The following is a 25,461-nucleotide window of genomic DNA, read 5'->3' on the forward strand; positions in this document are numbered from 1 at the left end:
CTTTCCAATTCGAATTTTCCGCTCCGCGTTGCGCGGAGCCGTGACCTCTACAGGATAAAGCATTGAACGCGATCACTTCCGAACTGCGCCGCGACGACAGCCTGGAACGCCTGGAGCGCCTGTCCGACATCGCCCAGCGGCTGCTGGCGCGCGCGCGCGAACTCGGGGCCAGCCAGGCCGAGGTCAGCTGCAGCGAAGACCGCGGGCTGGACGTCAACGTGCGCCTGGGCGCGGTGGAAACGGTCGAGGCCACCCGCGATCGCGGCATCGGCGTCACCGTCTACTTCGGCCAGCGCAAGGGCAGCGCCAGCACCGCCGACCTGCACGAATCCAGCCTCGAGGCGACCGTCGCCCAGGCCTGCGCGATCGCCCGCTACACCGAGGACGACGTCGCCGCCGGACTCGCCGACGCCGCGCTGATGGCGCGCGAGCTGCCCGAACTGGACCGCTGGCATCCGTGGGCGCTGGAGGCGGAGGAGGCGATCGAGCTGGCCCTGGTCTGCGAGGCCGCCGGCCGCGACGCCGATCCGCGCGTGGCCAATTCCGACGGCGCCTCGGCCGGCAGCAGCGAAAGCCTGTCGGTGTACGCCAACTCGCACGGTTTCGTCGGCCGCGAGCGCAGCACCCACCATTCGATCGGCTGCTCGCTGATCGCCGGGCAGGGCGACGCCATGCAGCGCGACCATTGGTACAGCAGCGCGTTGGCGCGCGAGGATCTCGAAGCGCCGGCGGCGATCGGCCGCCGCGCCGCCGAGCGCACCGTGGCCCGGCTGCAGCCGCGCTCGCTGCCGACCGGCGAACTGCCGGTGCTGTTCGCCCCGGAGATGGCGCGTTCGCTGGTCGGGCACCTGCTCGGCGCGGTGTCCGGCGGTGCGCTGTACCGCCGCGCCAGCTTCCTGCTCGACAGCGTCGGCAGCCGCCTGTTCCCGGACTGGTTCGCGATCGACGAGCTGCCGCACCTGCGCCGCGGGCTGCGCTCGGCCGCCTTCGATGGCGAGGGCGTGGCCACCCGTGCCGCGCCGCTGATTGCCGGCGGGGTGCTGCAGCGCTACGTGCTGGGCAGCTATTCGGCGCGCAAGCTCGGCCTGCAGACCACCGCCAACGCCGGCGGCGTGCACAACCTGCAGGTGGCGGCCAACGCCGACGACCTGGCCTCGATCGCCGCCGGCATTCCGCGCGGCCTGCTGGTCACCGAACTGATGGGCAGCGGCGTCAATCCGGTCACCGGCGACTATTCGCGTGGCGCCGGCGGCTTCTGGATCGAGAACGGCGCCATCGCTTATCCGGTGGACGAGGTCACCATCGCCGGCAACCTGCGCGAGATGTTCCAGCGCATCGAGGCGGTCGGCCGCGACATCGACGTGCGCTCGCACGTGCACATCGGCGCGGTGCTGGTCGGCAAGATGACGGTGGCCGGAAGCGACTGAGCCTGTGGCTGCCAGGCCGCGCATGCGGCATGGACGGCCGCGACGACGGCAACGATGCCGGCGTCGCAGCGCTTGCTTGCAATGGCGGTGCATCGACGGACGGGGCGCTCGGGTGGCCTGATTGCCGCGGCACGGCCGGTACGGACGTCGCTCGCCGCGCGCAGACGGCTTGACAGGCTCGTGCAGGCCCCCGAGAGTGGCGCGCAACACGTCTTGCCCACTCACCACTACAAGGAAAGGAACCACGATGAGCGAATTCGACAACGTGACCGCACCGCCGCCGCCGCCGGCGGGCACCGGCCCGCAGGAAGACCGCACGGTCGCCCTGATCACCCATCTGTCGGGCATCATCGCCGGCTTCATCGTGCCGCTGATCATCTGGCTGATCAACAAGGACAACCCGGCCAAGTCGTTCCTCAACGACCAGGCCAAGGAAGCGCTGAACTTCCAGATCACCGTCGCCATCGCGTATGTCATCTGCGTGGTGCTCAGCGTCATCGTGATCGGCGGGTTGCTGATGCCGGTGGTGTGGGTGGTGAACCTGGTGTTCTGCATCCTGGCCGGGATCAAGGCCAACGAAGGCGTGGCCTACCGCTACCCGTTCGCGCTGCGCCTGATCAAGTAAGCGCGCGGTCTGGTTCGCGAGAAAGGCCCGGCATCCGCCGGGCCTTTTCTATGTGGGCTGCCTGACAACCGATGTTGCAAGGCCAAGCCCCGCTGTCGCTGCGACGGCCGCGGCCACAAAGTCCAGTACCGTGCGCACCGGCGCAGCGCGGCGCAGATCGCGGTGCACGACCAGCCAGAAATCGCGCGAGAACGCGCTTGCCGCGTGTTCCAGCCGCAACAGCGCGGGGTCTGCGTCGCCCGGGAAGCATGGCAGGCCGGCGACCCCGGCACCGGCCCGCGCCGCGGCCAGATGACTGCCGATATCGCTGAGTTCGCAGCCGAGCGTGCGTTCGCCGGCGATGTCCAGCAACCATCGTTGCTGCGGCATATCGGCGAATTGCGCGTCGTAGGCCGCGCCGACCGCTACCGCGCCCGGACGCTACCGACCTGGCGGTAACGTCCGGGCGCAATCGTTCAAGGCGGCGCGCAGGCTCAGTTCTGCGCCGGGCTGTTCTCGGCGAAGTACTCGTGGTTATCGGCGTTCTTCACCGCGCGTGCCGGGTTGCTGGTGGCCAGGCTGCGTGCCGCGCTCTTGCCATAGGCATAGTCCGAGGTGCCGGCGACCACGCTGAAGTGGCTCATCTCGTGGATCAGGGTGCCGGCCTTGGAATCGGTGCCGGTCAGTGGCGCGCTCCAGAACGCGTTGCAGACGTAGATCTGGTAAGGCTGGTTGGGGTAGACATAGGCATAGTAACTGTCGCTGCAGCCGCAGTTGATGGTGATCTGGCCGTTGTTCTGGTCGATCGCCGCGTCGATGTTGACGAAGTTGGAGCTGGCGGTGCTGTAGCGGCTGGCGTCGTAGGCGCCGAACCAGGAGGTGTAGCGCGCGCCGGTGCCGCCGCCGTTGAGATATGTCTTGGCGTTCTGCGCGTAGGTGCGCGCCGAGTTCACCGCGCTGCCGATGGTGCTGATCTGGCTGCTGCTGCACGAGGCGTAGTTGATGCCGTTGACCACCGCCTGCGGACCGGCCATCAGCTCGTTGCGCACCGCGCGGCCGCGGCCGTCCAGCCACAGCGTCAGCGGTGCGCTGGACAGCGTCTGCGGCTGGCTGTCGGCGCGCTGCATCCTGGCGCCGTCGGCGAATGCGGCGTATTGCAGCGATGCGTTGAGCTTGATGGTGTAGTTGCCGCTGCGCGACAGGTCGTAGGCGTTGCCCAGGTCGATCTGCGCATGCCGCGCTTCGCCCGGCTGCAGGGTCACCAAGTCCTCGGCGCGCGGCGCGGCGCGTTTGACCAGGCGTCCGACGTAATCGACCGCGCGGCCGTCGCGCTGCACCTCGAACAGGCTGGCGTCGAGTTCGCCCAGCGGCAATTCCCACTTGGGCACGCGCGCCACGCGCTCGCCGCTGTTGCGCACGGTGACCGCGACCTGGCCGCGATACTGGCCGTCCGCGTCGGCGACCGGCGCCAGTTCCACCTACAGTGGCGTGGTGTTGTGCGTGAGCTGCGATTGCGCAGTGGCCGCCGAGATGATGCCGACCAGGCTGAAGCCGATTGCCGCCGAGATCAGGGATGCGTGGTTCATGCAGGCTCTCTCCGTCGAAGAAGGGGGGTGCCCATACTCGGGCGTATGCAAACTAACCCGGCAATCGGCGAGCAACCGAAATTTATGCGCTTGTCTGCCGTTTCGTCCAGCGAAATGGGGGAGGAATCCCACAATCGACGTTCGCGTCAAGGCCGTTCCAGCGTCGATCCGCTGTGCCGGGCGAGCGCGTGGCGCGCCTTGCATCGCGCCTCCGCTGCAGCGTTTTCCACGCCAATGCTGCATACGGCGCGTTTATGCGCATCGGCGAGCCGAAGGCGCCGAGCGCCCAAGCTGCAAGGCGTGAGCGCCGATGGCGGCGCGTGCGGGTCGGCAAGGATGGCAATGCGCAGGCGGACGTTGCGATGCGTGCCAACGCTGTGGTGCTGGTCGAGTTGCGCCTGTGCCAACGGAATTTCTCTCGCCAACCGGTCGCAGGCATGCCCCTGTAGGAGCGGCTTCAGCCGCGACGGGCGTTACCGGGAATGCCCGTCGCGACTGAAGTCGCTCCTACATGAATCTGCGGCCAGTGCGCTACGTGCACTGTAAAAAGGGCTTCAGGCGTTATCGGTAAAGCCTGTCGTGGCTGAAGCCGCTCCTACAGGGGCGTACAGGGGCCGTGCCTGGATCGCGTCAGTGCGAGCGATCCACCGCCAGCCTTGCCAGCGCCGCCAGCGCGTCGGCGCGCGTGCCGTGGCCGTGCAGGCTGTCGCGCATCGTCGTCGCCAGTTCGCTGAGCTTGGCCTTGGCGCCCTCCATGCCGAGCAGCGCCGGGTAGGTGGACTTGGCCTGCGCCGCGTCCTTGCCGGCGGTCTTGCCGAGCTGTTCGGAACTGGCCTCGATGTCGAGGATGTCGTCGCGCACCTGGAACGCCAGGCCCAGTGCGCTGGCGAAGGCGTCCAGCTGCGCCAGCGCGGCGGCGTCGGCGCCGCCGGCCAGCGCACCCAGGCGCACGCTGGCGCGGATCAGCGCGCCGGTCTTCAACGCGTGCATGCGCTGCAGGTCGGCCAGTGGCTGCACCGTGCCGGTGGCGTGGATGTCCAGCGCCTGGCCGCCGCACATGCCAGCCGCGCCCGCGGCCTCGGCCAGGGTCTGCAGCCAGCGCACCCGCAATGCCGCATCGGCCGCGTCGGCGCCGGCCAACAGCGAGAAGGCCAGGCTTTGCAGCGCGTCGCCGGCCAGGATCGCGGTGGCCTCATCGAAGGCGATGTGCACGGTGGGCTGGCCGCGGCGCAAGGCGTCGTCGTCCATCGCCGGCAGGTCGTCGTGGACCAGCGAATAGGCGTGGATCAATTCCACCGCCAGCGCCGGCGCATCCAGTTGTGCTGCGTCGACGGCGAACAGCGCGCCACTGGCGTAGACCAGCAGCGGGCGCATGCGCTTGCCGCCGCCGAGGGTGGCGTGGCGCATCGCCGCGTGCAGGCGCTGCGGTGCGGCTGCGGCGCTGGGCAGGTGCGCGTCCAGGCCGGCTTCCACGCGCTGGCGCCAGCGCGCGAACGCGGCATCAGCCGCCATGGAGCGGGGCGGGATCGAACGGCTCGGCGGTGTCCGGCTGCTCCGGATCGCTGAGCACGCGCACGCGCAGTTCGGCTTGTTCCAGCGCCTGCTGGCACTGCCGGTACAGGCCGACGCCGCGCTCGTAGGCGCTCAGCGACTGCTCCAGGCTCAAGTCGCCGGCTTCCATCTTCTCCACCAGCACTTCCAGTTCCTCGAGCGATTGCTCGAAGCGGGCGACCGGGGAGGCTTCTTCTAGTGACTTCTTGGGCATCGCGGAAGTGTGCGCGGCGTCGGCAGCAGGGTCAATGCGAGGCAGGTGACGATGGCGTGGCCGCAGCGTCCAGCGCCAGCCGCGCGTTGCGCGCCTGCAGCCAGGCGTGCAGCGGCGCGGCGACGATGCCCGCGCCGGCGGCGAGCAGGCGCCCGGCGTCGAACAGCAGCGGCAGGCGCGCGCGTTGCCAGGGGGGGACCGCGGCTTGCTGCAGGACCTGCTTGAGCGCCTGCGAATGCACGCGTCCGGGCAGCAGGACGCGTTCGCCGCCCTGGCGCAGCCGCACCTGCAGCGGTGCGTCGAAACCCAGCGGCGCGTCGGCGAGCAGCTGCAGGTGGCGGCCGTCGGGCAATGCCAGCGGCGCGCGGCCGTCCCATTGCGCCTGCCAGTCGGCGGGCAGCGGCGGCGGATCGCGCTCGGCGTACAGCGCCTCGCGCCAGCAGCGCAGCGTCGCGCCGTGCCAGGCGAACTGCGCGGAAGCGTCGGCACGCGCATGCAGCAGGCTGTGTTCGATCGCCGCCAGGCCCGCGGCCGGCAGCGGCGGCAGGCCCGCTTGCGCGACCCAGCGGCGCAGCACGCGCGCGCGGCGCGGCGCCGGCAGCGCGCGCAGCGGCGGCAGCGACAGCGGCGCGGTGGCGTGCTCGCGCAGCGCCTCCAGCGCGGCCTGGTCACCATCGTCCAGCAGCGCGCCGGCTTCGCCGCACAGCTGTGCGCTGCGCGCCAGCGCGGCATCGGCGTGCGGCCAGCGCTGGCGCAGCAGCGGCAGCAGCCGCAGGCGCAGGAAGTTGCGGTCGAAGCCGGGGTCGGCATTGCTCGGGTCTTCGATCCAGCGCAGCGCGTGCCGCTGCGCATAGCCGTGCAATTCGCTGCGCGGCAGGGCCAGCAGCGGTCGCCACAGCATGCCGTGGGCGAAGCTGCGCAGGCCCTGCATCGCCGCCAGGCCGTCCGGGCCGGAGGCGCGCAGCGCGCGCAGCAGGAAGGTCTCGGCCTGGTCGTCGCGGTGCTGCGCCAGTGCCAGCCACTCGCCTTCGCCCAGCACCTGGGCGAAAGCCGCGCGTCGCGCCTGCCGCGCGGCCGCCTCCAGGCCGTAGCCGCTGTCGCGCGGCACCTGCACGCGCAGCACCTGCAGCGGGATCGCCAGCGCAGCGCAGAACCCGGCGCAGTGGTCGGCCCAGGCGTCGGCGTCGGCATGCAGACCGTGGTGCACGTGCAGCGCGCGCAGCCCGGCGCGGCGGTAGTGCGGCTGGTGCGCGAGTGCGTGCAGCAAAACGCTGGAATCCAGCCCGCCACTGAGCCCGACCAGCACCGCGGCCGGCGCCGGGTCGGGCAGGGCCGCGCTCACGGCGCAGGGTGATGCGGTATCGGGATGGGGCGTCATCGCGCCACTTTAGAGGCTAGTGGCGCGGCAGCGAAGCGCGTAGCGGCCAGCGCGGGGTGGCGGCGCGACGTATTGCCAGTGACGCGGCGGCGAAGGGACGGTGCACGCCGCAACGGCCGCGGCGTTGCATCCACGGCCGATCGCCAGGCTGCTGCACACGATCGCACTCAGGCAAGGCTGTGCGGAGCAGCGTGCGGCCGCTGCTTTCGGCGCAAGCGACGGCTGCGCGCTCCGGGCGCAGGAAGCGATTGCGCTGGATCGCTATGCAGCGCATGCGAACCTGGCTTGCCCAGTACGGGTCGCCAGGTCCACGCTGCCGCGCGCACCACAGCGCAGCTCAGGGCTGCGGTTCTGGTACTTCGCGGTTGTTGCGGTCGATGGTGTACCAGCGCCCGCCTTGCATCGGCGTATGCCCGTCGCCATCGGGCGTGCCGCGGCTGCAGCCATCGCAGACCTGGGCCACGCCGTGCTCGAATGGCCAGGCGAAATCGTGGACCGGCGGGATCACTTCGCGCAGTTGCCGGTCGTAGAAGCCGATGCGGCCATGGAAGAGGCCGCGGGTAAGGCCTTCGGCGAAATAGTCCGGGCCGTTGTCCCAGAGGATCACCGGCAGGCTGCTGCCGTCGGCGCGCACGTAGTAGAACTGGTCGTTCACGGTCAGCACCGACAGGCCGTCGGCGTCGAACGGCAAGCGCTGCGCCGTCTGCGGCGCCAGCCGCAGGCGCCCATCGGCGCCGACGCTGCAGCCGGGCACGATGTCGCGTTCGCTGTTCGGATCGCCGAGCCAGCATGCGCCGTCCGCCTGCGCCCAGGCCAACGGCGCCGCGGCGATCGCCATCAGCGCCAGCGCGAAGCGTATTGCCAGGCAGCGACGCCGCGCCGAAGTCACTTCGCGGCGGTGGTGGCGCTGGCGGCGTCGGCCACGAACGCGTCCGGCTTCGGCAGCTGCACCGGCACGCCGTCGCCATTGCAGGTGCCGGCCTGGCACAGGCGTCCGCGCAGCTTCGGCATGGCCTGCACGATCACGTGGTAGATCACGTTCTCTTCCAGGCTGCCGCGGAAGGCGTCGCTGCCGGGACCGCGCGCCCAGATGCCGACGTCGTCGCCGCCGTGGGTCTCGGCCTTGGTCGGCACCAACGCTTCCTGCATGAAGTCCGGGCGCTCGGTATCGACGTGGGTCAGGTCGGGGCGGCCCTTGACCGGCTCGAAGCTGCTCGGCGCGTGCGGGAACTGCTTGGCGCCGGCCGGCTGCTGGTTGCTGGCGCCGGTGTAGCCGGGGCCGTTGGCGTAGCTGAGCGTGGCGTACGGCTGGCCGTTGCCGTCCAGCGCCAGCTCGCCGGTATTGGCGTCTTCGCCGCTGGTGCCGCGGACCTTGCCCAGGATCGGATTGCCGCGCTGCGGGTAGCCGACGAAGTTCAGCGTGTGCGAATGGTCGGCGGTGACGATGATCAACGTGTCCTCGGCCGAGGTCGCCTCGGCCGCGGCCTGCACCGCCTGCGACAGGGCGATGGTCTCGTCCAGCGCGCGGTAGGCGTTGCCGGCGTGGTGGGCGTGGTCGATGCGGCCGCCTTCGACCATCAGCACGTAGCCGTCCTTGCCGCGCGACAGGGTCCGGATCGCGGCGCGGGTCATCTCGGCCAGGCTCGGGTCGCCGGCCGCGCTCTGGTCGCGGTCGTGGTCGAACTGCATGTGGTCCGGTTCGAACAGGCCGAGCAGCGCCGGCGCGTTCTGCGCCGCTTCCAGTTGCCCGCGGTTCCAGACATAGGCGCCCTGCGGGTGGCGCTGGCGCCATTCGCCGATCAGGTCGCGGCCGTCCAGGCGCAGGCCGACCTTGTCGTCGTATTCCGGATCGCGCTGCTCGACCGTGGTGAACTGGCTGCGGCCGCCGGCCAGCATCACCTGCGGGCCGCGGCCGTAGCGCGCGCTGACCATCTGCTGGGCGATGTCGCGGCAGCCTTCGGCCACCGCCTTCTCGGGCAGGTCGGTGTCGCTTTCCCAATTGCGTTCGGGGGTGTGCGCGTAGGTCGCCGCGGGGGTGGCGTGGGTCAGCCGGGTGGTGGTGACGATGCCGGTGTTGAGGCCGGCGCTGTCGGCCAGTTCCAGCCAGGTCAGCAAGCGCTTGCCGAGGCTGTCGGCGCAGGCCTCGCGCTTGCCGGAAGAGACGCCGATGCCGCCCATGTGGGTCTTCACCCCGGTGGTGATCGAGGTCATGGTGCCGGCCGAGTCCGGGGTCTGCGAGTCGGTGTTGTAGGTCTTGCTCAGCGCGGTGGCCGGGAACGCCTCCCACGACAGCTGGTTCTCCTCGCCGGAGGCGCCCTTGCGCTGGCCGTCGAGGATGCGCGCGGCGGCGACCGTGGTCAGGCTCATGCCGTCGCCGAGGAACAGGATCACGTTCTTCGCCTTGCCGCGCATCGCGCCGTTGTTGGCCGCCTTGGCCGCGCCGCTGCGGTACCACCAGTCCGGCGTCTCGCCGCCGGGATGGGCGACGGCGGGCACGACGATGGGCGCGATGGCGGCACCGGAAGGCGCGCGCGGCGCGCTGGCGCAGGCCGCCAGCAGCAGGGTGGAGGCGGCGGCGAAGGCGGGAACGAGGTAGCGCATGCGAGGAACGGCCCTGGGCACGAAGTCCTGCGCATTATGCCTGTCGCGGCAAGGCACGCCGATGACATGGCGCCTTTCCAGCCATGGCATCGTCGTCCGTGCCGGCTTGCGCTATCGTGCAGGATCCCGGGATTTTCTGGATAGCCTCGATGACATTGGTGAGCGCCTGGTTGCGCATTCCGTTCTGGCAGCGCGTGGTGGCCGGCTTCGTGCTCGGTGCGCTGGCCGGCTGGGCGCTGGGGCCGGCGGCGGACACCTGGTTCGGGCCGCTCGGCGACCTGTACGTGACCCTGATCAAGATGATCGCGGTGCCGCTGGTGTTCTTCGCGGTGATCAACGCGATCTCCTCGTTGCACGGCCAGCAATCGGTGGCCAAGCTCGGCGGGCGCACCTTCCTGTGGTTCGTGCTCACCGCCGCGCTGGCGGTCGGCGTCGGCCTGGGCGTGGGCACGCTGCTGCAGCCGGGCGCCGGCCACTTCGGCCTGAGCGTGGACAGCGCGTGGACGCCGCGCGACGTGCCCAGCCCGATCCAGGTGCTGCTGGACGTGGTGCCGTCCAATCCGTTCTACGCGCTGACCGGCATCGGCACCAGGACCAATGCCGCCGGCGAGACGGTGCTGGCGGCCGGGCGCGGTTCGATCCTGCCGGTGATCTTCTTCGCCGGCCTGCTCGGCTTTGCGATGGTCAAGCTCGGCGAGCGCGTGGCGCAGGCGCGCAAGCTCACCGCGCAGATGAGCGAGATCATGATCCAGGTCACCCGCTTCGTGCTGGAGATGACCCCGCTCGGCACCTTCGGCCTGATTGCCTCGCTGGTCGGCACCTACGGCTTCGAGAAGCTGCTGCCGTTCGGCAACTTCGTGCTGGCGCTGTACCTGGCCTGCGCGATCCACATCCTGGTGGTGTACAGCGGGCTGCTGCTGGCGCATGGGCTGAACCCGTGGAAGTTCTTCCGCGGCGCCGCGCCGGGCATGCAGGTGGCCTTCGTCAGCTCTTCCAGCTTCGCCGCGATGCCGGTGGCGCTGCGTTCGATCACCCACAACCTGGGCGTCAACAAGGACTACGCCGCGTTCGCGGTGCCGCTGGGCGCCAGCATCAAGATGGACGGCTGCGGGGCGATCTTCCCGGCGCTGTGCGCGGTGTTCATCGCCCAGTACACCGGCGTGCCGCTGACCGCCAACCAGTATTTCGTGGTGTTGATCGCTTCGGTGCTGGGCAGCTTCGGTACCGCCGGCGTGCCCGGCACCGCGGTGGTGATGGCCACGGTGGTGCTGAGCGCGGCCAACCTGCCGCTGGAAGTGATCGGCTACCTGTACGCGATCGATCGCATCCTGGACATGATGCGCACCATGACCAACGTCACCGGGCAGATGCTGGTGCCGGTGCTGGTGGCCAAGGAAACCGGCTTGCTCGACCGCAGCGTGTACGAGGCGGCGTCGAGCAACGTCGGCCTGGACGATCCGCCGGTCGATGGTTCCGGACAGGTGCGTTGAGCGCACGGTGAGCACGTCCGCAACCCGCTTGCGCGCGCAACTGCAAGCGTTGCCCGGCCTGACCCCGATCGACGGGGTGCTGGTGCAGCAGGCGCTCGCCACCGATCCGTTCGAGCGCCAATACCTCGCGGTCCGGCAGCAGGAGGGCCGCGTCTACAGCGACGTGCAGGTACGCACGCTGCCGCATCCCGACGGGGCGCTGGGCGCCAGCCACGAGTGGCGGGTGCGCGCCGAGTCATGCCGGCGCCTGCTGCGTCACCTGCAGGCGCGCGGCGGCCGCGGGCCGCTGCTCGAACTGGGCTGCGGCAACGGCTGGCTGTCGCAGCGGCTGGCCGCGGACCTGCAGCGCGAGGTCTGCGGCGTGGACGTCAACCGCGCCGAACTGGCGCAGGCCGCACGCGTGTTCGCGGCCAGTCCGCGCCTGAGCTTCGTTGCTGGCGACATCCACACGTTGCCGCTGCCGCCGCAGCGCTTCGATGCGATCGTGCTGCCGGCCTGCATCCAGTATTTCGCCGACCCGCGCGCGCTGATCGCGCGCCTGCTCGACCTGCTGCAGCACGACGGCGAGCTGCACGTGATCGACAGCCCGTTCTACGCCGATGCCGCGCAGGCGCAGGCCAGCGCCGCGCGCAGCCTGCGCTACTTCAGCGGGCTGGGCTGCGCGGAACTGGCCAGCCAGTACCACCAGCACACCTGGGCCGCGCTCGACGGCATCGCGCTGCGCCTGCTGTTCGATCCGCGCAGCCTGCGCGCCCGCTGCCTGCGCGCGCTGCGCTGGCGGCAGCCGCACTTTCCGTGGCTGTGCATCGGCAAGCGCGACAACCCGGCATTGGCGGCTGGCTAGGCCGTGGCGATCGCGCGGCGGCCGCCGTCGGCGCGGCGACGGCGCGCGGCACTGGCGGTTACTGCGCAGCGCCGTTGCCGGCCCTGAACCGCCGATCCGCGCGTTGCGGCGGTGCGGGGCCTGCAGCATCGGGACGTGGCAGACTTCAGCGTCTTTCCCTTCCCTGGAGCCCCGATGAGCGGCACGCAACGCGAACTGACCTTCCGCTTCCTGGCCGAGCCGATCGACGTCAACTACGGCGGCAAGGTCCACGGCGGGGTGGTGATGAAGTGGATCGACCAGGTCGGCTACGCCGCCGCGGTGGGCTGGAGCGGGCGCTACAGCGTGACCGTGGCGGTGGGCGGGATCCGCTTCGTCTCGCCGATCCGGATCAGCGACATGGTCACGGTCACCGCCAAGCTGGTCTATACCGGCAGTACCAGCATGCATTTCGCGATCGACGTGCGCGCGCGCGACCCGATGGGTGGCGACTCGCGGCTGTGCACGCATTGCATCATCGTGTTCGTGGCCCTGGACGGGGTGGAAGGCAAGCCGACCCCGGTGCCGTCGTGGCAGCCGGACACGCCGGAGGACCATCGCCTGGCCGAGTACGCGCTGAAGGTGATGGAGCTGAGCAAGGGCATCGAGGACACCATTTCCCACTACCAAACCTGAGTTAGATGCCATGGACGATCACTCGCTTATCGACGCAAAGATTAAAAACTCGGATGCGTACCAGTCGCTTCGATCCGAACAAGATGTTGCGTCATGCCTAGAACGACACGGATGGTTTGTCCGACATAGCCCCTACTACGTTGACCTCAAGACGGGCAAGTCAAGAGAGCTGGATATCACGGGGTCCGGCTATTGGCAAAAAAAGCTTAAGACCGGAACATTGACTGCTCGAGTCAATCTGTTCGTTGAGGTAAAGACAAACAGAGACTTTCATATTATTTGCGCCGGATCAGCCGATGAGCAATCTCAATTTGGCGCCAACGAGTACTGGATCGGATACAACGAAGAAGCGCAGATAAGGATAGAGCAACGGCTCGCGCTTTTCCAAATTGAACATCAAGATATAAAAAGCTTTCTCCACCAAGCGGAAAATGTAGCCTTCCCGCGCCATACGATGCGAACTTCCGCTTTACGTTTACGTCCGCCACCCATAGAGAGTAATTTTTCGTCGTTTCGAGAAACAAATGGAAAGGTCGAGAAAGACCTAGACAGCTCAGTACTATGGCGCGCGACCTCTACGCTTCGATCCGCCATTCGAAGCGCACAAGCCGATCTTATAGATGGACTTGAGAGCGATCTATCTATAGGCCTTGAGTCCGCTCGTCGTAGAAAGATTCCATATAAAAGCGCCATGCATTATATTGAATCTCATGCATGCAGGATAAATTTTTATGTTCCAATCGTTGTTATTCAGGGCCGTATTTGGTCTGCAATTTCGGAGGAGCCTACTGAAATTCGCTGGTTTCGCTTAGTCCAATACAATACTTTCGGCGGAACCGACGATTGGGTGGGTGTTGTTAATGATCAACATCTAAATGACTATCTGAATAGTCACAGCGAGTACTTTGATAAAGCATTTCGGAAAGTACGTGCAAAGCGCTGGATGTAGTCGGTTGGCGCCTAACAACTCATTCAAGCCGAACCCGCCTCGCGGGTCGGCATAATTCAGGCGTTAGGTGGCACATGAACGCACCCGGCTTTCTTGGATTCACCGTGCTACCCCTGCTGGGGCTCGCCTCTTGCGGTTCCTCCCCAAGGATCGATGGCAGTTCTTATGCTGCGTTCCAGCGCAGTCATGCTGCCGTCATGGCAGCGCTCTCTCCCCAAGACCGGATGCGATTCACTTTGGCGGAGTTGATCGTTCTCTCGCCCAAAGGCTGCCTCGCGACCAAGCCGATTCCTGACAAGCCAGTCCTTGACAAGGTCCTTGGCGGACAGGCTGACTTGAGTACTTGCCGTAAAGAGCTGGACGGCCTGACTTTCAAGGACATTATGAGCCAGGCGTATCCCCAGGGAGAGACGGCAGGCGGTGGCGCTCCAGGTGCCGCCTAACAGTTCATTCGAGCCGAAGCCGCTTCGTGGCTCGGCTTGATTTGGGCGTTCGGGCGGGTGCGATGATGCCGCAACGAAAAAGGCCGCTGTCCCCAGCGGCCTTTCTTTTTTGCCCGCGTGCCGCGCGGCTTACATCGCCACGCGCCGCGCCTGCACGAACTTCTCGCTCCAGTAGCCGCTGGTCAGCGTGTCCACGCGCACGTCCTTGCCGCGGCTCGGCGCGTGCAGGAAGCGGCCTTCGCCGACGTACAGGCCGACATGGTCGACGCGGCCCTTGCGGCCGAAGAACACCAGGTCGCCCGGGGCCAGCGCGTAGCGGTCCTTGATCAGTTCGGCATTGGCCTCGCGCGCCATCTCGCGCGACACGCGCGGCAACTCGATGCCCAGTGCGGTCCGGAACACGTAACCGACCAGGCCGCTGCAATCGAAGCCTTCGGTGTCATCGCCGCCCCAGCGGTACGGAGTGCCGAGCAGCGCCATAGCGCGCTTGAGCACCGACTGCACCTTGTCGCCGCCCGGGACCACGCCTTCGCGCAGCGGGGCCTGGGAGACGTCGTAGTTGGCCAGCAGGCGGCTGATGTCGCCGGCGAACATCGCCGAACGGTCCATCAGCGGAATGGTGTCGTTGGCGGCCAGGTGCGGCAGCAGGGCGGCCAGGGTGGCGGTGGCGGCGGCGTCGGCCTTGCTGCGGGCGGGGGCCTGTGCCTGCACGGCGGCCGGCTTGGCAGTGGCGGGCTGCACGGTGTTGGCAGGGGTACCCGTGGTGCCGGCGGCGCTCACCGGAGCCGGTGCGGCGGTGACGGTGGCGATCGCTTCGGGGATCACGGTGTCGGCCGGAGCCGACTGGGCCAGGGCCGGAACGGCCGAGAGGCAGAGCGAGGCGGTGCAGATGAGACGGAGAGCGGCCCGGCGGGGGACGGTGGTCTTGCCTGGAGAGGTCTTGGCTTCAGTCGTCACGCTTCGATCACAATTTTAAAACGATGGGGGATGATGCCTTGTAGACAGCAAGAGGAAGTTCAAATAGCGTTAATATTTCGTAATTATGAATGTGACAGCAACCACATTTCAGTGCAGGACGCGCTTGGCGCCGGTGTAGTGATCGCGCCAATAGGCGCCGTCCAGGTAGTCCAGGCGGACCGTTCCGCCGGTGCTGGGGGCGTGCACGAAGCGGCCTTCGCCGACATAGATGCCGACATGGCTGACGCTGCCGCCGCTGCCGAAGAACACCAGGTCGCCGGTGCTCAGGCGCTGCGGATCGATCCGCGGGCCCTGCACCGCGGCCAGTTCGCGCGAGGTGCGCGGCAACTGCAGATCGAGCATGTCGCGGTAGACGTAGGCGACCAGGCCGCTGCAGTCGAAGCCGGAGTCGGGGGTATTGCCGCCGTAGCGGTAGGGCGTGCCGACCAGGCCCAGCGCACGCATCAGCACGGCGTTGGCCGCAGCCGGATCGGCCGGCGCCACCTGCGGCCAGCTGCGCACCGCCACCGGTGGCGGCGGACGCGACGGGCGCACCTCATGGCGGCCGCAGGCGGCCAGCACGGCCATGCACAGCAGGGCCGCCCAGCAGGGAAGACGGCGCCGCGCGGACGTTGAAACTGGCGTGTTGTGCATGGAGCCGGGATAATGCGAAACCTCAGATGGCCGCCATCATGGCGGCGCTCCCGTCGGCCGACAAGCCGTTCACACCGTCTGCCATCGGCAGCCATAGCGCAGAGTTGCACATGAAGATCGAAAAAGACCGCGTCGTCCGTTTCCACTACACCGTCTCCGAAGCCGGCCAGGCGCCGATCGAGACGTCCAGGGAGCGCGATCCGCTGGTGATCCTGATCGGCCACGGCAACATCATCCCGGGCCTGGAGACCGCGATGCTGGAGCAGGAAGCCGGCGCCAGCTTCGGCGTGGACGTGGCCGCCAAGGACGCCTACGGCGACTACCGCGAAGGCCTGACCCAGCGCGTGCCGAAGAAGCATTTCGGCGCGGCCAAGCTGCAGCCGGGCAGCCAGGTCGTGCTGCAGACCAACTTCGGCCCGCGCGCGGTGACCGTGCAGAAGGTCGGCATGAGCGTGGTCGATGTCGATCTGAACCACCCGATGGCGGGCAAGGACCTGCATTTCGATGTGGAGATCCTCGAGGTGCGCGAGGCCAGGCCGGAAGAGATCGAGCACGGCCACGTGCACGGCGAGGGCGGTCACCAGCACTGATCGAGTGCGACACGGATCGCGTTCGCGGGATCCGTCTCTGCCGTGCCGATGCGCGCTGCGCCGCTGCTGCCCGATTGATCGGCCGCGCCGGACGGCGCCGCGGCGCGTGCCGTTCCTCCCCCTGTGGATTTGCCCCGCGCCCAGGCGCAAGGGGGCCGCGGCGATGGATAATCGCCGCTCTTTCGCCCGGTGCCACGCCTTGGCTTCCTCCGCTCCCGTGCTGCAGCCCGTCGCACCCGCCGAACGTCTCGTCACCCTGGACGTGCTGCGCGGTTTCGCGCTGCTGGGCATCCTGCTGATGAACATCGAGGGCTTCGTCGGTCCGCTGGAGACGGCGGCGACCGGGCTGGATCCGCTGCTGCGCGGTGCCGACCGCATCGCCGATGCGGCGGTCTACCTGCTGGTGCAGGGCAAGTTCTATACCTTGTTCGCGTTGCTGTTCGGCATGGGCTTTGCGGTGATGGCGCAGCGCGCCGAGGCGGCACGGCGCGCGTTCGGCGGTTTCTTCCTGCGCCGCAGCGCGGTGCTGCTGCTGATCGGCGTGCTGCATGCGCTGTTGCTGTGGTCCGGCGACATCCTGGTCAGCTATGCGCTGCTGGGGTTCGTGCTGCTGGCCTTCCGCGAGGCGTCCACGCGCTGGCTGCCGTGGATGGCGCTGGCGGTCTATCTGTGCTCGCCGCTGCTGTCGCTGCTGGCCGGCGCGAGCGCTTCGGCGGCGCAGGCCGATCCGCACGCTGCCGTGCGCTGGCACCAGGACATGGCGGAACAGGCGCAACGTGCGACAGCGGCGCTGGCGCAGCAGCGCCAGGCATTCGGCCATGGCAGCTACGCCGAGGCCACCGCGCAGCGCCTGCGCGATCTGTTCGATGCGCTGGGCATGCTGGTGTTCAATGCGCCGACCATCTTCGGCATGTTCCTGCTCGGCGCGTGGTGCGTGCGCAGCGGCCTGGCGCAGCAGCCGCAACAGCGCCCGCGGTTGCTGGCGGCGCTGCGCTGGGGCGTGCTGCCGCTGGGCACGGCGCTGATGCTGCTGAGCTTCCGGCTGGAGCCGTGGATGGATCCGGCGCGCCTGGATCTGCGTCTGGGCTTCGCCTTCGCCTTGGCCACGCTGGCCAGCGGCATGATGGCGCTGGGTTACGCCGCCTGGCTGGTGCGCTTGGCCCCGGCGCTACGCTGGCTGGCGCCGGCCGGGCGTATGGCGTTGAGCAACTACCTGCTGCAGTCGCTGCTGTGCACCACGCTGTTCTACGGCTACGGCCTGGGGTATTTCGAACGGCTGCCGCGGGCCTGGCAGATTCCGTTCGCGTTCGCGCTGTTCGCGCTGCAGGTGGCGCTGTCGCAGCTGTGGTTGCGGCGGTTCCGCTTCGGCCCGGTGGAATGGCTGTGGCGCTCGGCGACCTACCTGCGCTGGCAGCCGCTGCGCCGCCGCGACGCGGCCGAGCCGGCACCATGAAGGCGCTGCCGCAAGACGATGTGCTGATCGTCGGCGCCGGCGCGATCGGGCTGGCCACCGGCCTGGCGCTGCTCGAGGCCGGCCGCCAGGTGCGGATCCTGGACGCCGGCGGCGTCGGCGCTGCGACCTCGCACGGCAACTGCGGCACCATCACCCCCAGCCACGCGCCGCCGCTGGCCGCGCCCGGCGTGCCGTGGCGTGCGTTGCGCTGGATGCTGCGCCCGGATGCGCCGCTGTACATCCGCCCGCGCCTGGATCCGGCGCTGTGGCACTGGCTGCTGCGCTTTGGCGCGCGCTGCAATGCGCGCGACTGGCTGGCCAGCGCGCAGGCGCGCGCGGCGCTGCTCGACGATGCGCGCACGCGCCTGGTCGCCTGGATCGAGCGCTATGGACTGGACTGCGAATTCAAGGCGGACGGGCTGGACTACGTGTTCGGCGATCGGCGCAACTTCGAGCACTACGCCGAAGAATGCGTGGCGCTGGAACGGCTTGGCATCCGCACCCAGGTGATCGGCGGCGCCGACTATCTGCGCCAGCAGCCGGCGTTCCGCGACGTGGTGGTCGGCGCGGTGCATTTTCCCGGTGATGCGCATCTGCGCCCTGACCGCTATACCGCCGAACTGGCGCGCGCGCTGCGCGAGCGCGGGGCGACGATCGAAGAACACTGCCGGGTGCAGTCGCTGCAGCCTGATGCCGACGGCGTGCGCGTGGAGACCGCGCACGGCCCGCGGCGCGCGCGCGATCTGGTGCTGGCGGCCGGGCCATGGTCGCCGGCACTGGCGGAGTTGCTGGGAGTGCGCCTGCCGATCCAGGCCGGCAAGGGCTATTCGATCACCTACACGCGGCCGACGCTGGCGCCAACGCGGCCGGTGGTGCTGAAGGATCCGCTGGTCTGCGTCACCACCTGGGGCAGCGGTTTCCGGCTTGGCAGCACAATGGAATTCTCAGGCCACGACACGCGCTTGAACGCAGTGCGCCTGGCAGCGTTGCAACGCGCCGCGCGGCATTACCTGCACGAACCGGAAGGCCCGCAGCTGCGCGAGCGCTGGTACGGCTGGCGGCCGATGACCTGGGACGATTTGCCGGCGCTGGGGCGTTCGCCGCGGCATCCTCACGTCTGGCTGGCGGCCGGCCATGGCATGCTCGGCATCAGCATGAGCAGCGCGACAGGACAACTGATGGCCGACCTGATCTGCGGGCAGGCGCCCGCCATCGACCCCACGCCGTACCGCGTGGAGCGTTTCCGGTGAGCGCTGCCGTCCACGACTACGACCTGCTGGTGCTGGGTGGCGGTTCCGGTGGCCTGGCCACCGCGTTCCGCGCCGCTGGCCTCGGCGCGCGCGTGGCGATCCTGGAGCCGGGCGCGCTCGGCGGCACCTGCGTCAACATCGGCTGCGTGCCGAAGAAGGCGATGTGGCTGGCCGCCGATCTGGTCGGGCGCATCGACCTGGCGCGCGACATCGGCTTCTCCATTCCCAGTTCCACCCTGTCGTGGCCGCAGCTGGTGGCGCATCGCCAGGGCTATATCGGCAACATCCACGCCAGCTACCGGCGGCGCCTGGATGCCGACGGCGTGGTGCTGATTCCGCAGCGCGGCCGGCTGCTGGACGCGCATACGGTGGAATGCGGCGACGGCGTGCGGGTCAGCGCCGCCCATGTGGTGATCGCCACCGGCGCGCACGCGCTGCGGCCGCCGATCGAGGGCGCCGAGCTGGGCCTGGTATCGGACGATTTCTTCAATCTGTGCGAGGCGCCGCCGCGGGTGGCGATCATTGGCGGCGGCTATATCGCGGTGGAGCTGGCGGGCCTGCTGCAGGCGCTGGGCAGCCGCGTCGCGTTGTTCGTGCAGGGCGAGCGCCTGCTGGAGCGTTTCGATGCGGAACTGGCGCTGCAGCTCGGCGAGAACCTGCGTCACCAGGGCGTGCGCCTGCATTTCGGCTATCGCGCCAGCGCCTTGCGCCGCACGGCGGACGGCATACAGCTGCACGCCGCGCATACGCAGCCGAGCGAGACGTTCGACCAGGTGTTCTTCGCGATCGGCCGCCGCCCGAACAGCCAGGATCTTGGCCTGGAAGCGCTGGGCGTGCGGCTCGGCGACAAGCGCGAGATCGTGGTTGACGACTACCAGAACACCGACGTGCCGGGCTTGTACGCGATCGGCGACGTGGCCGGCAAGGTCGGCCTGACCCCGGTGGCGATCGCCGCCGGGCGCAAGCTGATGGAGCGCCTGTTCGGCGACCGGCCGCAGGCGCGGCTGGATTACGACAACGTGCCCAGCGTGGTGTTCTCGCATCCGCCGTTGGGCCAGGTCGGCCTGGGCGAAGAACAGGCGCGGGCGCGCTACGGCGAGGCGGTGACGGTGTACCGCAGCAATTTCCGGCCGATGCTGCATGCGCTGGCCGACTCGCCGCAGCGCAGCCTGTTCAAGCTGGTGTGCGTCGGCGAAGAGGAACGGGTGGTCGGCTTCCACCTGCTCGGCGACGGCGCCGACGAAATCCTGCAGGGCTTCGCGGTGGCGCTGAAGCTGGGCGTGACCAAGCGCCAGCTGGAGGACACGGTGGCGATCCATCCGACCTCCGCCGAGGAAGTGGTGCTGATGCGCTGAGCGTCGCCCGGCGCTGGGCCGGGCGAACGCGTGCCGGTGATTGCGCCGGCTTCAGCTAGGTTGGGATGCACCAGGCGCGAGGCTGTGCTTAGCCGCTGGTTCGACGCCGGTGCCGTGTGCGGGCGGCACCGCGTCTTCTTCGTCGATTTCGGTGATCGTCACGCCGGACATTCGGGCCGGCTGCCGCGCTGCGCCAGCGTTGGCGATGAGATTCTGCATGTTGTTGGCTACCACTTGTGTGTAAGCCTCTAGCTCTTCGGGACTCAGGCCGCTGACGTGCTCCTGCACGCTGGCCACGTGTTCCTGCAACTGTTGGGGAGTCTGCGCTTCGCGTGTGACCAGGGTAGTACCGTTCGCATCCGTGCACCGGCCGAGGATCTTGCCAGCGGCCCAGTTCATCGCCAACTCGGCGCCGCGCGCCATCGGGCCGGGCATGGTCATCGACATGAGCGTCATCACCAACCCTGCGTAATAAGGCGAGTTCGGGGACGACTCGATCAGGCCGTTGGGCGTGAAGATCTTGGAGAACTTGTCCGCTCCCAGCGCGAGCGCCATCACCATGCTGCCCGCGCTCATCGCCTTGAAGCGTTCCATCGCGTCTTGCCGGGTGGCCTGCTTGTTCCAGGCCGATTGCGACATGACCGCGGTCACCACCAGCGCATCGGCCATCAGATCCGCGGTGCCGATTTCGTCGGGCTGGATGAAGAAGACGGTGGATCCGGTGACGCCGGCACCCAGGAGGGTCAACGCCAGTTTGGAAGAGAAATCGGAGTTCTTCGTCCCCTGCGGGGCGATGCCCGCTTCCGTGCGATCCAGTCCCAGCGCGCCGCTGAAGCGCTCGGTGCAGTTGTGCAAGGTTTCCAGCAAATGGGTGCACTGGGAATTGAGCGTGCTGGTGAGTTCGCGCCCGCCGTCTTCGGTGAAGTTGCGGCGGCTTTGCTCGAATGCCGTGCGCCCGTTCTCCAGCTGTGCCCAGATCTGGATCAAGCGAGTGCGCAGTTCTGTGCTGACCTGGATGGGGTCGAGCCGGTCGTGCAAGGGCTTCGCCCAATTGCTTCGACCTGCCCATTCCAAACTATTGGCGGCCATGCGCATCGCACCATCGCGCGCCCGGCCGCCGATCTGTTTGACGTTGTTCCATACGAACGGAGTCACCAGCACGGCGGCGGCAGCGATGGCGGCGCCCGAACGGAAGTAGAGGCTGTTGTCGATCGCTTCGGCCTTCTGCTTCACCGATTCCGAGCCAAATTTCTTCGGCAGTTCGGTGGCAAGGAAGATGCCATTGAGCAGCGCCGCATAGAAATGCATTTCGTTGGCTTCCCGGCCCAATTGGCCGCCCCCCAGCGGAAAAGGCAGGCCATCGGCGGTCGAGCGCAATGCCGACATCGACAGCCCGAGGACGCCCCTGGTGGCGCCAGCGATCGAGTAGGCGAAGGTCTTGGCCTGATTGGCCAGCAGCGGGCTGGGAACCAGCAATGGCCAGGCATTGACCAGGTTGACCAAGGACTTCAGCGCCCGGCTCGTCGCCGGCGTGCCCTTTTCGAGCGGATCCAGCGCCTGCTCCACCGCTCGGATGTCGCTCAGAATCGCGTTGCGCAAATGCTGCGGCATATCAGTCGATTCATTGCACAGTTTGCTCAGTTGCTGGAGTTGCTCGCGGCACGTGGCCAAGGTGTGGTCGGTTGGCTGCTCCGGATCGATGCCACGCAGAATTCTCAGGAATTCCGGATCATTCGCCTGCACCTGCAGCATGGTGCGCAGGTCGCTCATCGTCCACACTTCCTTTGCTGCCCATGCGATTGCGGATTTGCTGCTATTCAATGCCGAAGTGGCCAGTTCGGTCGCCTGCGACGCAACGCTGGTGACCCGTTGCGCACCTGCCGCCAGCAAGGCGCGGGCAGGCGCCAGGGACGAAGCCGTTGCGTGATCGCCGCTGTCCTGGGGCGTTGCGGGTTCTGCGTGCGCAGCCGTTTGCTCAGCAGTCGCCGGCGCGGCGGGGCTGTCGGCATCGTTGCTACCACGGCGTGGCGCCCGTTCTCCCAAAGGGCCAGGCACGGGCGCCTCGGCTGGCGGCGCCGTCGTTGCATGGAGCGATGTGAGCGTTGCTTCGGCGGCAACCTCGGGTGGCGTGGTGCTGGTCGATGCGGTAACTGCTTTGGTGTGCATGTGAAGAGGATCCTCTGCATTGAACCTGGGGGGGGGGGGAGGGGCAGGGCTGTGAAACCACAGGACGGTGAAAACGCCGCAGGCGAGTGCGGCGATCGGGGGCGCGTTATCACGCCGATCGCGTTTCAGCTCGCTTGAAGCAGGCATTGCATTCCCGGCGCTGCCGGCGCCAGGCATGAAGGCCATGTCCGGCGATCCGTTGTCCGCGCGGTGCATGCGCAACCATGGCGTGCAGCCTTGCTGCAATAGGAATGAAACTCCCTTGAAATGATCTTAAGGACCATTTTGGTGCGAAGACCCGTCGGTGCAAAATCATGTGGCGTTATAGGGAAATCATCGCGCGTTATAGGAAGTTTGCAGGCATGCAGTGATCGGTACGCGTATCGGTACGCGCGATTGCAGCGGTCGGCCCTGGCTCGTGACGTTGTTGCGGCGGCGCCACGATTGCGCGGTGGAGGTGGCGAGTTGCCGGGTGCTGGCCCGCGCGCGCTGCGCGGCGGCCGCATCGACGCGTGGTCGACGTTCAGTGTCCGCGGCGCGTGACACGGCGCTTTAGGCGCCACGTCTCCCTGGCCGCTGGCCAGGCACCCCCAACCCGCGGCACATCGCGCAAAGGCGGAACTCGCGGGCATGGTCACGCATGAACCCGTCCTTCGCCTTTTCCCCTTTGCGAAGGACGCCGCGGCTTTTTTAGGATGTCGCGCGGCTCCTTCAGGCGCTTGACCTGGGCTTGCAGCCGACGAACCTCCGCGTTGTGGTCTGGCAGGACCCGCTGCGCGACATCCGGACCTGCGAACTTCCCTTCCACGCATACAGGCTGTATGTGGCGATGCCCAGGCGCTGGGCGGCCTCGCCCACCGTGAATCCACGCTCGGTCACCTGCTTGATCGCCTCGATCTTGAGCGCATCCGTAGAGCGCTTGCCACTCATGCTCATTTCTTCCATTGCCACAATGGCTCGAAGATGGCTATGAAAGGCGGCTGGGCGACTCAGGCCGAGGAGGTGGTGTTGATGCGCTGCGCGTCGCCCGGCGCTGGGCCGGGCGGGCGCGTGCCGGGATTGCGCCGGCTTCAGCTAGGTTGGGATGCGCCATGCGCTGGGCTGTGCGTGGGCGCTGGTTCGACGCCGGTGTCGTGTGCGGACGGCGTCGTGGTTTCTTCTTCGATTTCGGTGATCGTCACGCCGGACGTTCGGGCCGGCTGCTGCGCTGCGCCAGCATTGACGATGAGATTGTGCACGTTGGCGGCTGCCAGTTCCTCATACTGCTCTAGCTCTTCGGGACTCAGGCTGGCGACGTGCTCCTGCACGCTGGTCATGTGTTCCTGCAACTCTTGGAGAGTCTGCGCTTCGCGGGTGACCAGCGTGGTGCCGTTCGCGTCCGTGCACCGGCCGAGGATCTTGCCAGCGGCCCAGTTCATCGCCAACTCGGCGCCGCGCGCCATCGGGCCGGGCATGGTCATCGACATGAGCGCCATCACCAGTCCTGCGTAATAAGGCGAGTTCGGGGACGACTCGACCAGGCCCTTGGGCGTGAAGAGCTTGGATAACTTGTCCGCACCCAGCGCGAGAACCATCACCATGCTGACCGCGTTCATCGTCTTGAAACGTTCCATCGCGTCTTGCCGGGTGGCCTGCTTGTTCCAGGCCGATTGCGCCATGACCGCTGTCACCACCAGCGCATCGGCCACCACATCCGCGGTGCCGATCTTGTCGGGCTGGATCAAGAAGGCGGTGGATCCGGTGACGCCGGCAGCCAGGATGGTCAATGCCAGTTTGGAAGCAAAATCGGAGTTCCTCGTCCCCTGCGGCGCGATGCCCTCCTGCGTGCGATCCAGTCCCAGCGCGCCACTGAAGCGTTCGCTGCAGTTGTGCAAGGTTTCCAGTAAGTGGGTGCACTGGGAATTCAGCGTGCGTGTGAGTTCGCGCCCGACGTCTTCGGTGAAGTCGCGGCGGCTTTGCTCGAATGCCGCGCGCCCGTTCTCCAGCTGCACCCAGATCTGGTTCAAGCTATTGCGCAGTTCTGTGCTGACCTGGACGGGATCGAGCCGTTCGTGCAACGGCTTCGCCCAATTGCTTTGACCTGCCCATTCCAAACTATTGGCGGCCATGCGCATGGCACCATCGCGGGCCCGGCCGGCGATCTGTTTGACGTTGTTCCATACGAATGGAGTCAACAGCACGGCGGCGGCAGCGACGACGGCGCCCGAACGGAAGTAGAGGCTGTTGTCGATCGCTTCGGCCTTCTCCTTCACCGATTCCGAGCCAAATTTCTTCGGCAGCGCGGTGGCAAGAAAGATGCCATTGAGCAGCGCCACATAGAAATGCACTTCGTTGGCTTCCCGGCCCAATTGGCCGCCCCCCAGCGGAAAAGGCAGGCCATCGGCGGTCGAGCGCAATGCCGACATCGACAGTCCGAGGACGCCCTTGGTGACGCCAGCGATCGTGTAGGCGAACGTCTTGGCCTGATTGGCCAGCAGCGGGCTGGGTACCAGCGCCGGCCAGGCATTGACCACGTTGGCCAAGGCCTTCAGTGCCCGGCCCGTGGCCGGTGTGCCATTTTCGAGCGGATCCAGCGCCTTCTCCACCGCTTGGATATCGCTCAGAATCGCGTTGCGCAGATGCGGCGGCATACCAGGCGACGCATCTTCGCACAGTGTTCTCAATTGCTGCATTTGCTCGCGGCATGAGGCCAGGGTGTGGGCGGATGGCTGCTCCGGATCGATGCCACGCAGAATTCTCAGGAATTCCGGGTCATTCGCCTGCACCTGCAGCATGGTGCGCAGGTCGTTCATCGTCCACACCTGCTTGGCTGCCGATGCAATGCCGGATGCGCTGCTATTCCATGCCGAAGTGGCCAGTCCGGCCGCCTGCGACGCGACGCCGGTGACCCGCTGCGCACCCGCCGCCAGCAAGGTGCGCGCATGCGCCAGGGACGAAGCCGCCGCTTGATCGCCGCTGTCCTGGGGCGTTGCAGGGTCTGCGTGCGCAGCCGTTTGCTCATCAGCTGTCGTCTGAGCGATGGCGGGTCTGTCGGCATCGCTGCTGCTACGGCGAGGCGCCCGCTCGGCCAAAAGGCCGGGCATGGGCGCCTCGGCTGGCGGCGCCGTCGTTACATTGGGCGCTGCGGGCTCTGTGGGCGCTGCGGGCGCTGCTGCGGTGGAAATCTCCGGTGGCGAGGTGCCGGTCGATGGGCTAACGGATTTGGTGTACATGTGGATAGGATCCTCTGCATTGAACCTGGGGGAGGGGCAGGGCGGTGAAAACGCCGCAGGCGAGTGCGGCGATCGGGGGCGTG

General features: G+C 67.9%; 22 protein-coding genes and 2 pseudogenes. 11 read left to right on the forward strand and 13 right to left on the reverse strand.

Going from position 1 to position 25,461, the window contains the following annotated elements:
* The first annotated feature begins 62 nt into the window (after window positions 1-62).
* Both pmbA and KHF85_RS07275 read left to right on the forward strand, forming a co-directional pair.
* Window positions 63-1,427, forward strand: a complete 1,365-nt coding sequence (gene pmbA, locus KHF85_RS07270) for a metalloprotease PmbA (protein WP_284569061.1) — start codon at window positions 63-65, stop codon at window positions 1,425-1,427.
* A gap of 247 nt (window positions 1,428-1,674) precedes the next feature.
* Window positions 1,675-2,052 carry a DUF4870 domain-containing protein gene (locus KHF85_RS07275; protein WP_284569062.1) on the forward strand — a complete coding sequence of 126 codons (378 nt, stop codon included), beginning with the start codon at window positions 1,675-1,677 and terminating at the stop codon, window positions 2,050-2,052.
* Between the two features lie 48 nt (window positions 2,053-2,100).
* Here the strand turns inward: KHF85_RS07275 and KHF85_RS07280 are convergent, their stop codons facing one another.
* The 8 genes and pseudogenes from KHF85_RS07280 to KHF85_RS07315 all read right to left on the reverse strand — a co-directional run bounded on the left by KHF85_RS07280 (window position 2,101) and on the right by KHF85_RS07315 (window position 9,361).
* A complete protein-coding gene (locus KHF85_RS07280; RefSeq protein WP_284569063.1) occupies window positions 2,101-2,403 on the reverse strand; it encodes a LysR substrate-binding domain-containing protein in 303 nt (100 codons plus the stop codon).
* A 122-nt stretch (window positions 2,404-2,525) separates the two neighbouring features.
* Window positions 2,526-3,617, reverse strand: a pseudogene (locus tag KHF85_RS07285) (M35 family metallo-endopeptidase).
* A gap of 146 nt (window positions 3,618-3,763) precedes the next feature.
* Window positions 3,764-4,024, reverse strand: a complete 261-nt coding sequence (locus tag KHF85_RS07290; protein ID WP_284569064.1) for a hypothetical protein — start codon at window positions 4,022-4,024, stop codon at window positions 3,764-3,766.
* A gap of 223 nt (window positions 4,025-4,247) precedes the next feature.
* On the reverse strand, window positions 4,248-5,129 hold the full coding sequence (locus KHF85_RS07295) for a polyprenyl synthetase family protein (protein ID WP_284569065.1): 882 nt from the start codon (window positions 5,127-5,129) through the stop codon (window positions 4,248-4,250).
* The gene (locus KHF85_RS07300) at window positions 5,119-5,382 is read right to left on the reverse strand and encodes an exodeoxyribonuclease VII small subunit (protein WP_284569066.1); all 264 of its coding nucleotides are present in this window, start codon (window positions 5,380-5,382) and stop codon (window positions 5,119-5,121) included. The genes KHF85_RS07295 and KHF85_RS07300 overlap by 11 nt, the downstream gene beginning before the upstream one ends.
* A gap of 31 nt (window positions 5,383-5,413) precedes the next feature.
* On the reverse strand, window positions 5,414-6,760 hold the full coding sequence (gene tilS / locus KHF85_RS07305; protein ID WP_458296509.1) for a tRNA lysidine(34) synthetase TilS: 1,347 nt from the start codon (window positions 6,758-6,760) through the stop codon (window positions 5,414-5,416).
* A gap of 337 nt (window positions 6,761-7,097) precedes the next feature.
* Complete coding sequence (locus KHF85_RS07310; protein WP_284569068.1) at window positions 7,098-7,649, reverse strand: WG repeat-containing protein; 552 nt, start codon at window positions 7,647-7,649, stop codon at window positions 7,098-7,100.
* Window positions 7,646-9,361 (reverse strand): alkaline phosphatase, encoded by a 1,716-nt coding sequence (locus tag KHF85_RS07315; protein ID WP_284569069.1) that lies wholly within the window; start codon window positions 9,359-9,361, stop codon window positions 7,646-7,648. Before KHF85_RS07315 ends, KHF85_RS07310 begins: the two co-directional genes overlap by 4 nt.
* A gap of 149 nt (window positions 9,362-9,510) precedes the next feature.
* Between KHF85_RS07315 and KHF85_RS07320 the strand changes: the two genes are divergently transcribed.
* From KHF85_RS07320 to KHF85_RS07340, 5 genes are all read left to right on the forward strand, one after another.
* The gene (locus KHF85_RS07320) at window positions 9,511-10,851 is read left to right on the forward strand and encodes a dicarboxylate/amino acid:cation symporter (protein WP_284569070.1); all 1,341 of its coding nucleotides are present in this window, start codon (window positions 9,511-9,513) and stop codon (window positions 10,849-10,851) included.
* Between the two features lie 7 nt (window positions 10,852-10,858).
* Window positions 10,859-11,695 (forward strand): class I SAM-dependent methyltransferase, encoded by an 837-nt coding sequence (locus KHF85_RS07325; RefSeq protein WP_409976670.1) that lies wholly within the window; start codon window positions 10,859-10,861, stop codon window positions 11,693-11,695.
* A 174-nt stretch (window positions 11,696-11,869) separates the two neighbouring features.
* Window positions 11,870-12,349: an acyl-CoA thioesterase gene (locus KHF85_RS07330; protein ID WP_206257462.1), complete on the forward strand. Its 480-nt coding sequence runs from the start codon at window positions 11,870-11,872 to the stop codon at window positions 12,347-12,349.
* A 10-nt stretch (window positions 12,350-12,359) separates the two neighbouring features.
* A complete protein-coding gene (locus tag KHF85_RS07335) occupies window positions 12,360-13,298 on the forward strand; it encodes a hypothetical protein (protein WP_284569072.1) in 939 nt (312 codons plus the stop codon).
* Between the two features lie 74 nt (window positions 13,299-13,372).
* A complete protein-coding gene (locus KHF85_RS07340) occupies window positions 13,373-13,741 on the forward strand; it encodes a hypothetical protein (protein ID WP_206257460.1) in 369 nt (122 codons plus the stop codon).
* 129 nt (window positions 13,742-13,870) lie between these two features.
* Here the strand turns inward: KHF85_RS07340 and KHF85_RS07345 are convergent, their stop codons facing one another.
* A complete protein-coding gene (locus tag KHF85_RS07345) occupies window positions 13,871-14,698 on the reverse strand; it encodes a C40 family peptidase (protein WP_284569073.1) in 828 nt (275 codons plus the stop codon).
* 108 nt (window positions 14,699-14,806) lie between these two features.
* Entirely contained in the window at window positions 14,807-15,286 is a 480-nt protein-coding gene (locus KHF85_RS07350; protein ID WP_009584137.1) for a C40 family peptidase, read from the reverse strand.
* A gap of 176 nt (window positions 15,287-15,462) precedes the next feature.
* On the opposite strand from KHF85_RS07350, the gene KHF85_RS07355 reads away from it, so the two are divergent.
* From KHF85_RS07355 to gorA, 4 genes are all read left to right on the forward strand, one after another.
* Window positions 15,463-15,942, forward strand: coding sequence for an FKBP-type peptidyl-prolyl cis-trans isomerase (locus KHF85_RS07355; protein WP_039955799.1), 480 nt, complete (start codon window positions 15,463-15,465; stop codon window positions 15,940-15,942).
* 163 nt (window positions 15,943-16,105) lie between these two features.
* Window positions 16,106-17,395, forward strand: a complete 1,290-nt coding sequence (locus KHF85_RS07360; protein WP_284569074.1) for a DUF418 domain-containing protein — start codon at window positions 16,106-16,108, stop codon at window positions 17,393-17,395.
* Window positions 17,392-18,645, forward strand: a complete 1,254-nt coding sequence (locus tag KHF85_RS07365; protein WP_284569075.1) for an NAD(P)/FAD-dependent oxidoreductase — start codon at window positions 17,392-17,394, stop codon at window positions 18,643-18,645. Before KHF85_RS07360 ends, KHF85_RS07365 begins: the two co-directional genes overlap by 4 nt.
* Window positions 18,642-20,000 carry a glutathione-disulfide reductase gene (gene gorA, locus KHF85_RS07370; protein WP_284569076.1) on the forward strand — a complete coding sequence of 453 codons (1,359 nt, stop codon included), beginning with the start codon at window positions 18,642-18,644 and terminating at the stop codon, window positions 19,998-20,000. The genes KHF85_RS07365 and gorA overlap by 4 nt, the downstream gene beginning before the upstream one ends.
* Before the next feature lie 51 nt (window positions 20,001-20,051).
* On the opposite strand, the gene xopX (KHF85_RS07375) is transcribed toward gorA, so the two are convergent.
* From xopX (KHF85_RS07375) to xopX (KHF85_RS07385), 3 genes and pseudogenes are all read right to left on the reverse strand, one after another.
* Window positions 20,052-22,166, reverse strand: a complete 2,115-nt coding sequence (xopX, locus tag KHF85_RS07375; RefSeq protein ID WP_284569077.1) for a XopX family type III secretion system effector — start codon at window positions 22,164-22,166, stop codon at window positions 20,052-20,054.
* 585 nt (window positions 22,167-22,751) lie between these two features.
* Window positions 22,752-23,096: pseudogene (locus tag KHF85_RS07380) on the reverse strand (transposase); the annotation flags it as partial.
* Window positions 23,097-23,236: 140 nt separating this feature from the next.
* Complete coding sequence (gene xopX / locus KHF85_RS07385) at window positions 23,237-25,378, reverse strand: XopX family type III secretion system effector (RefSeq protein WP_284569078.1); 2,142 nt, start codon at window positions 25,376-25,378, stop codon at window positions 23,237-23,239.
* Between the last annotated feature and the right edge of the window lie 83 nt (window positions 25,379-25,461).

Origin of the sequence: Xanthomonas graminis pv. graminis (assembly GCF_030168915.1) — a bacterium.
GTDB classification, from domain to species: domain Bacteria; phylum Pseudomonadota; class Gammaproteobacteria; order Xanthomonadales; family Xanthomonadaceae; genus Xanthomonas_A; species Xanthomonas_A translucens.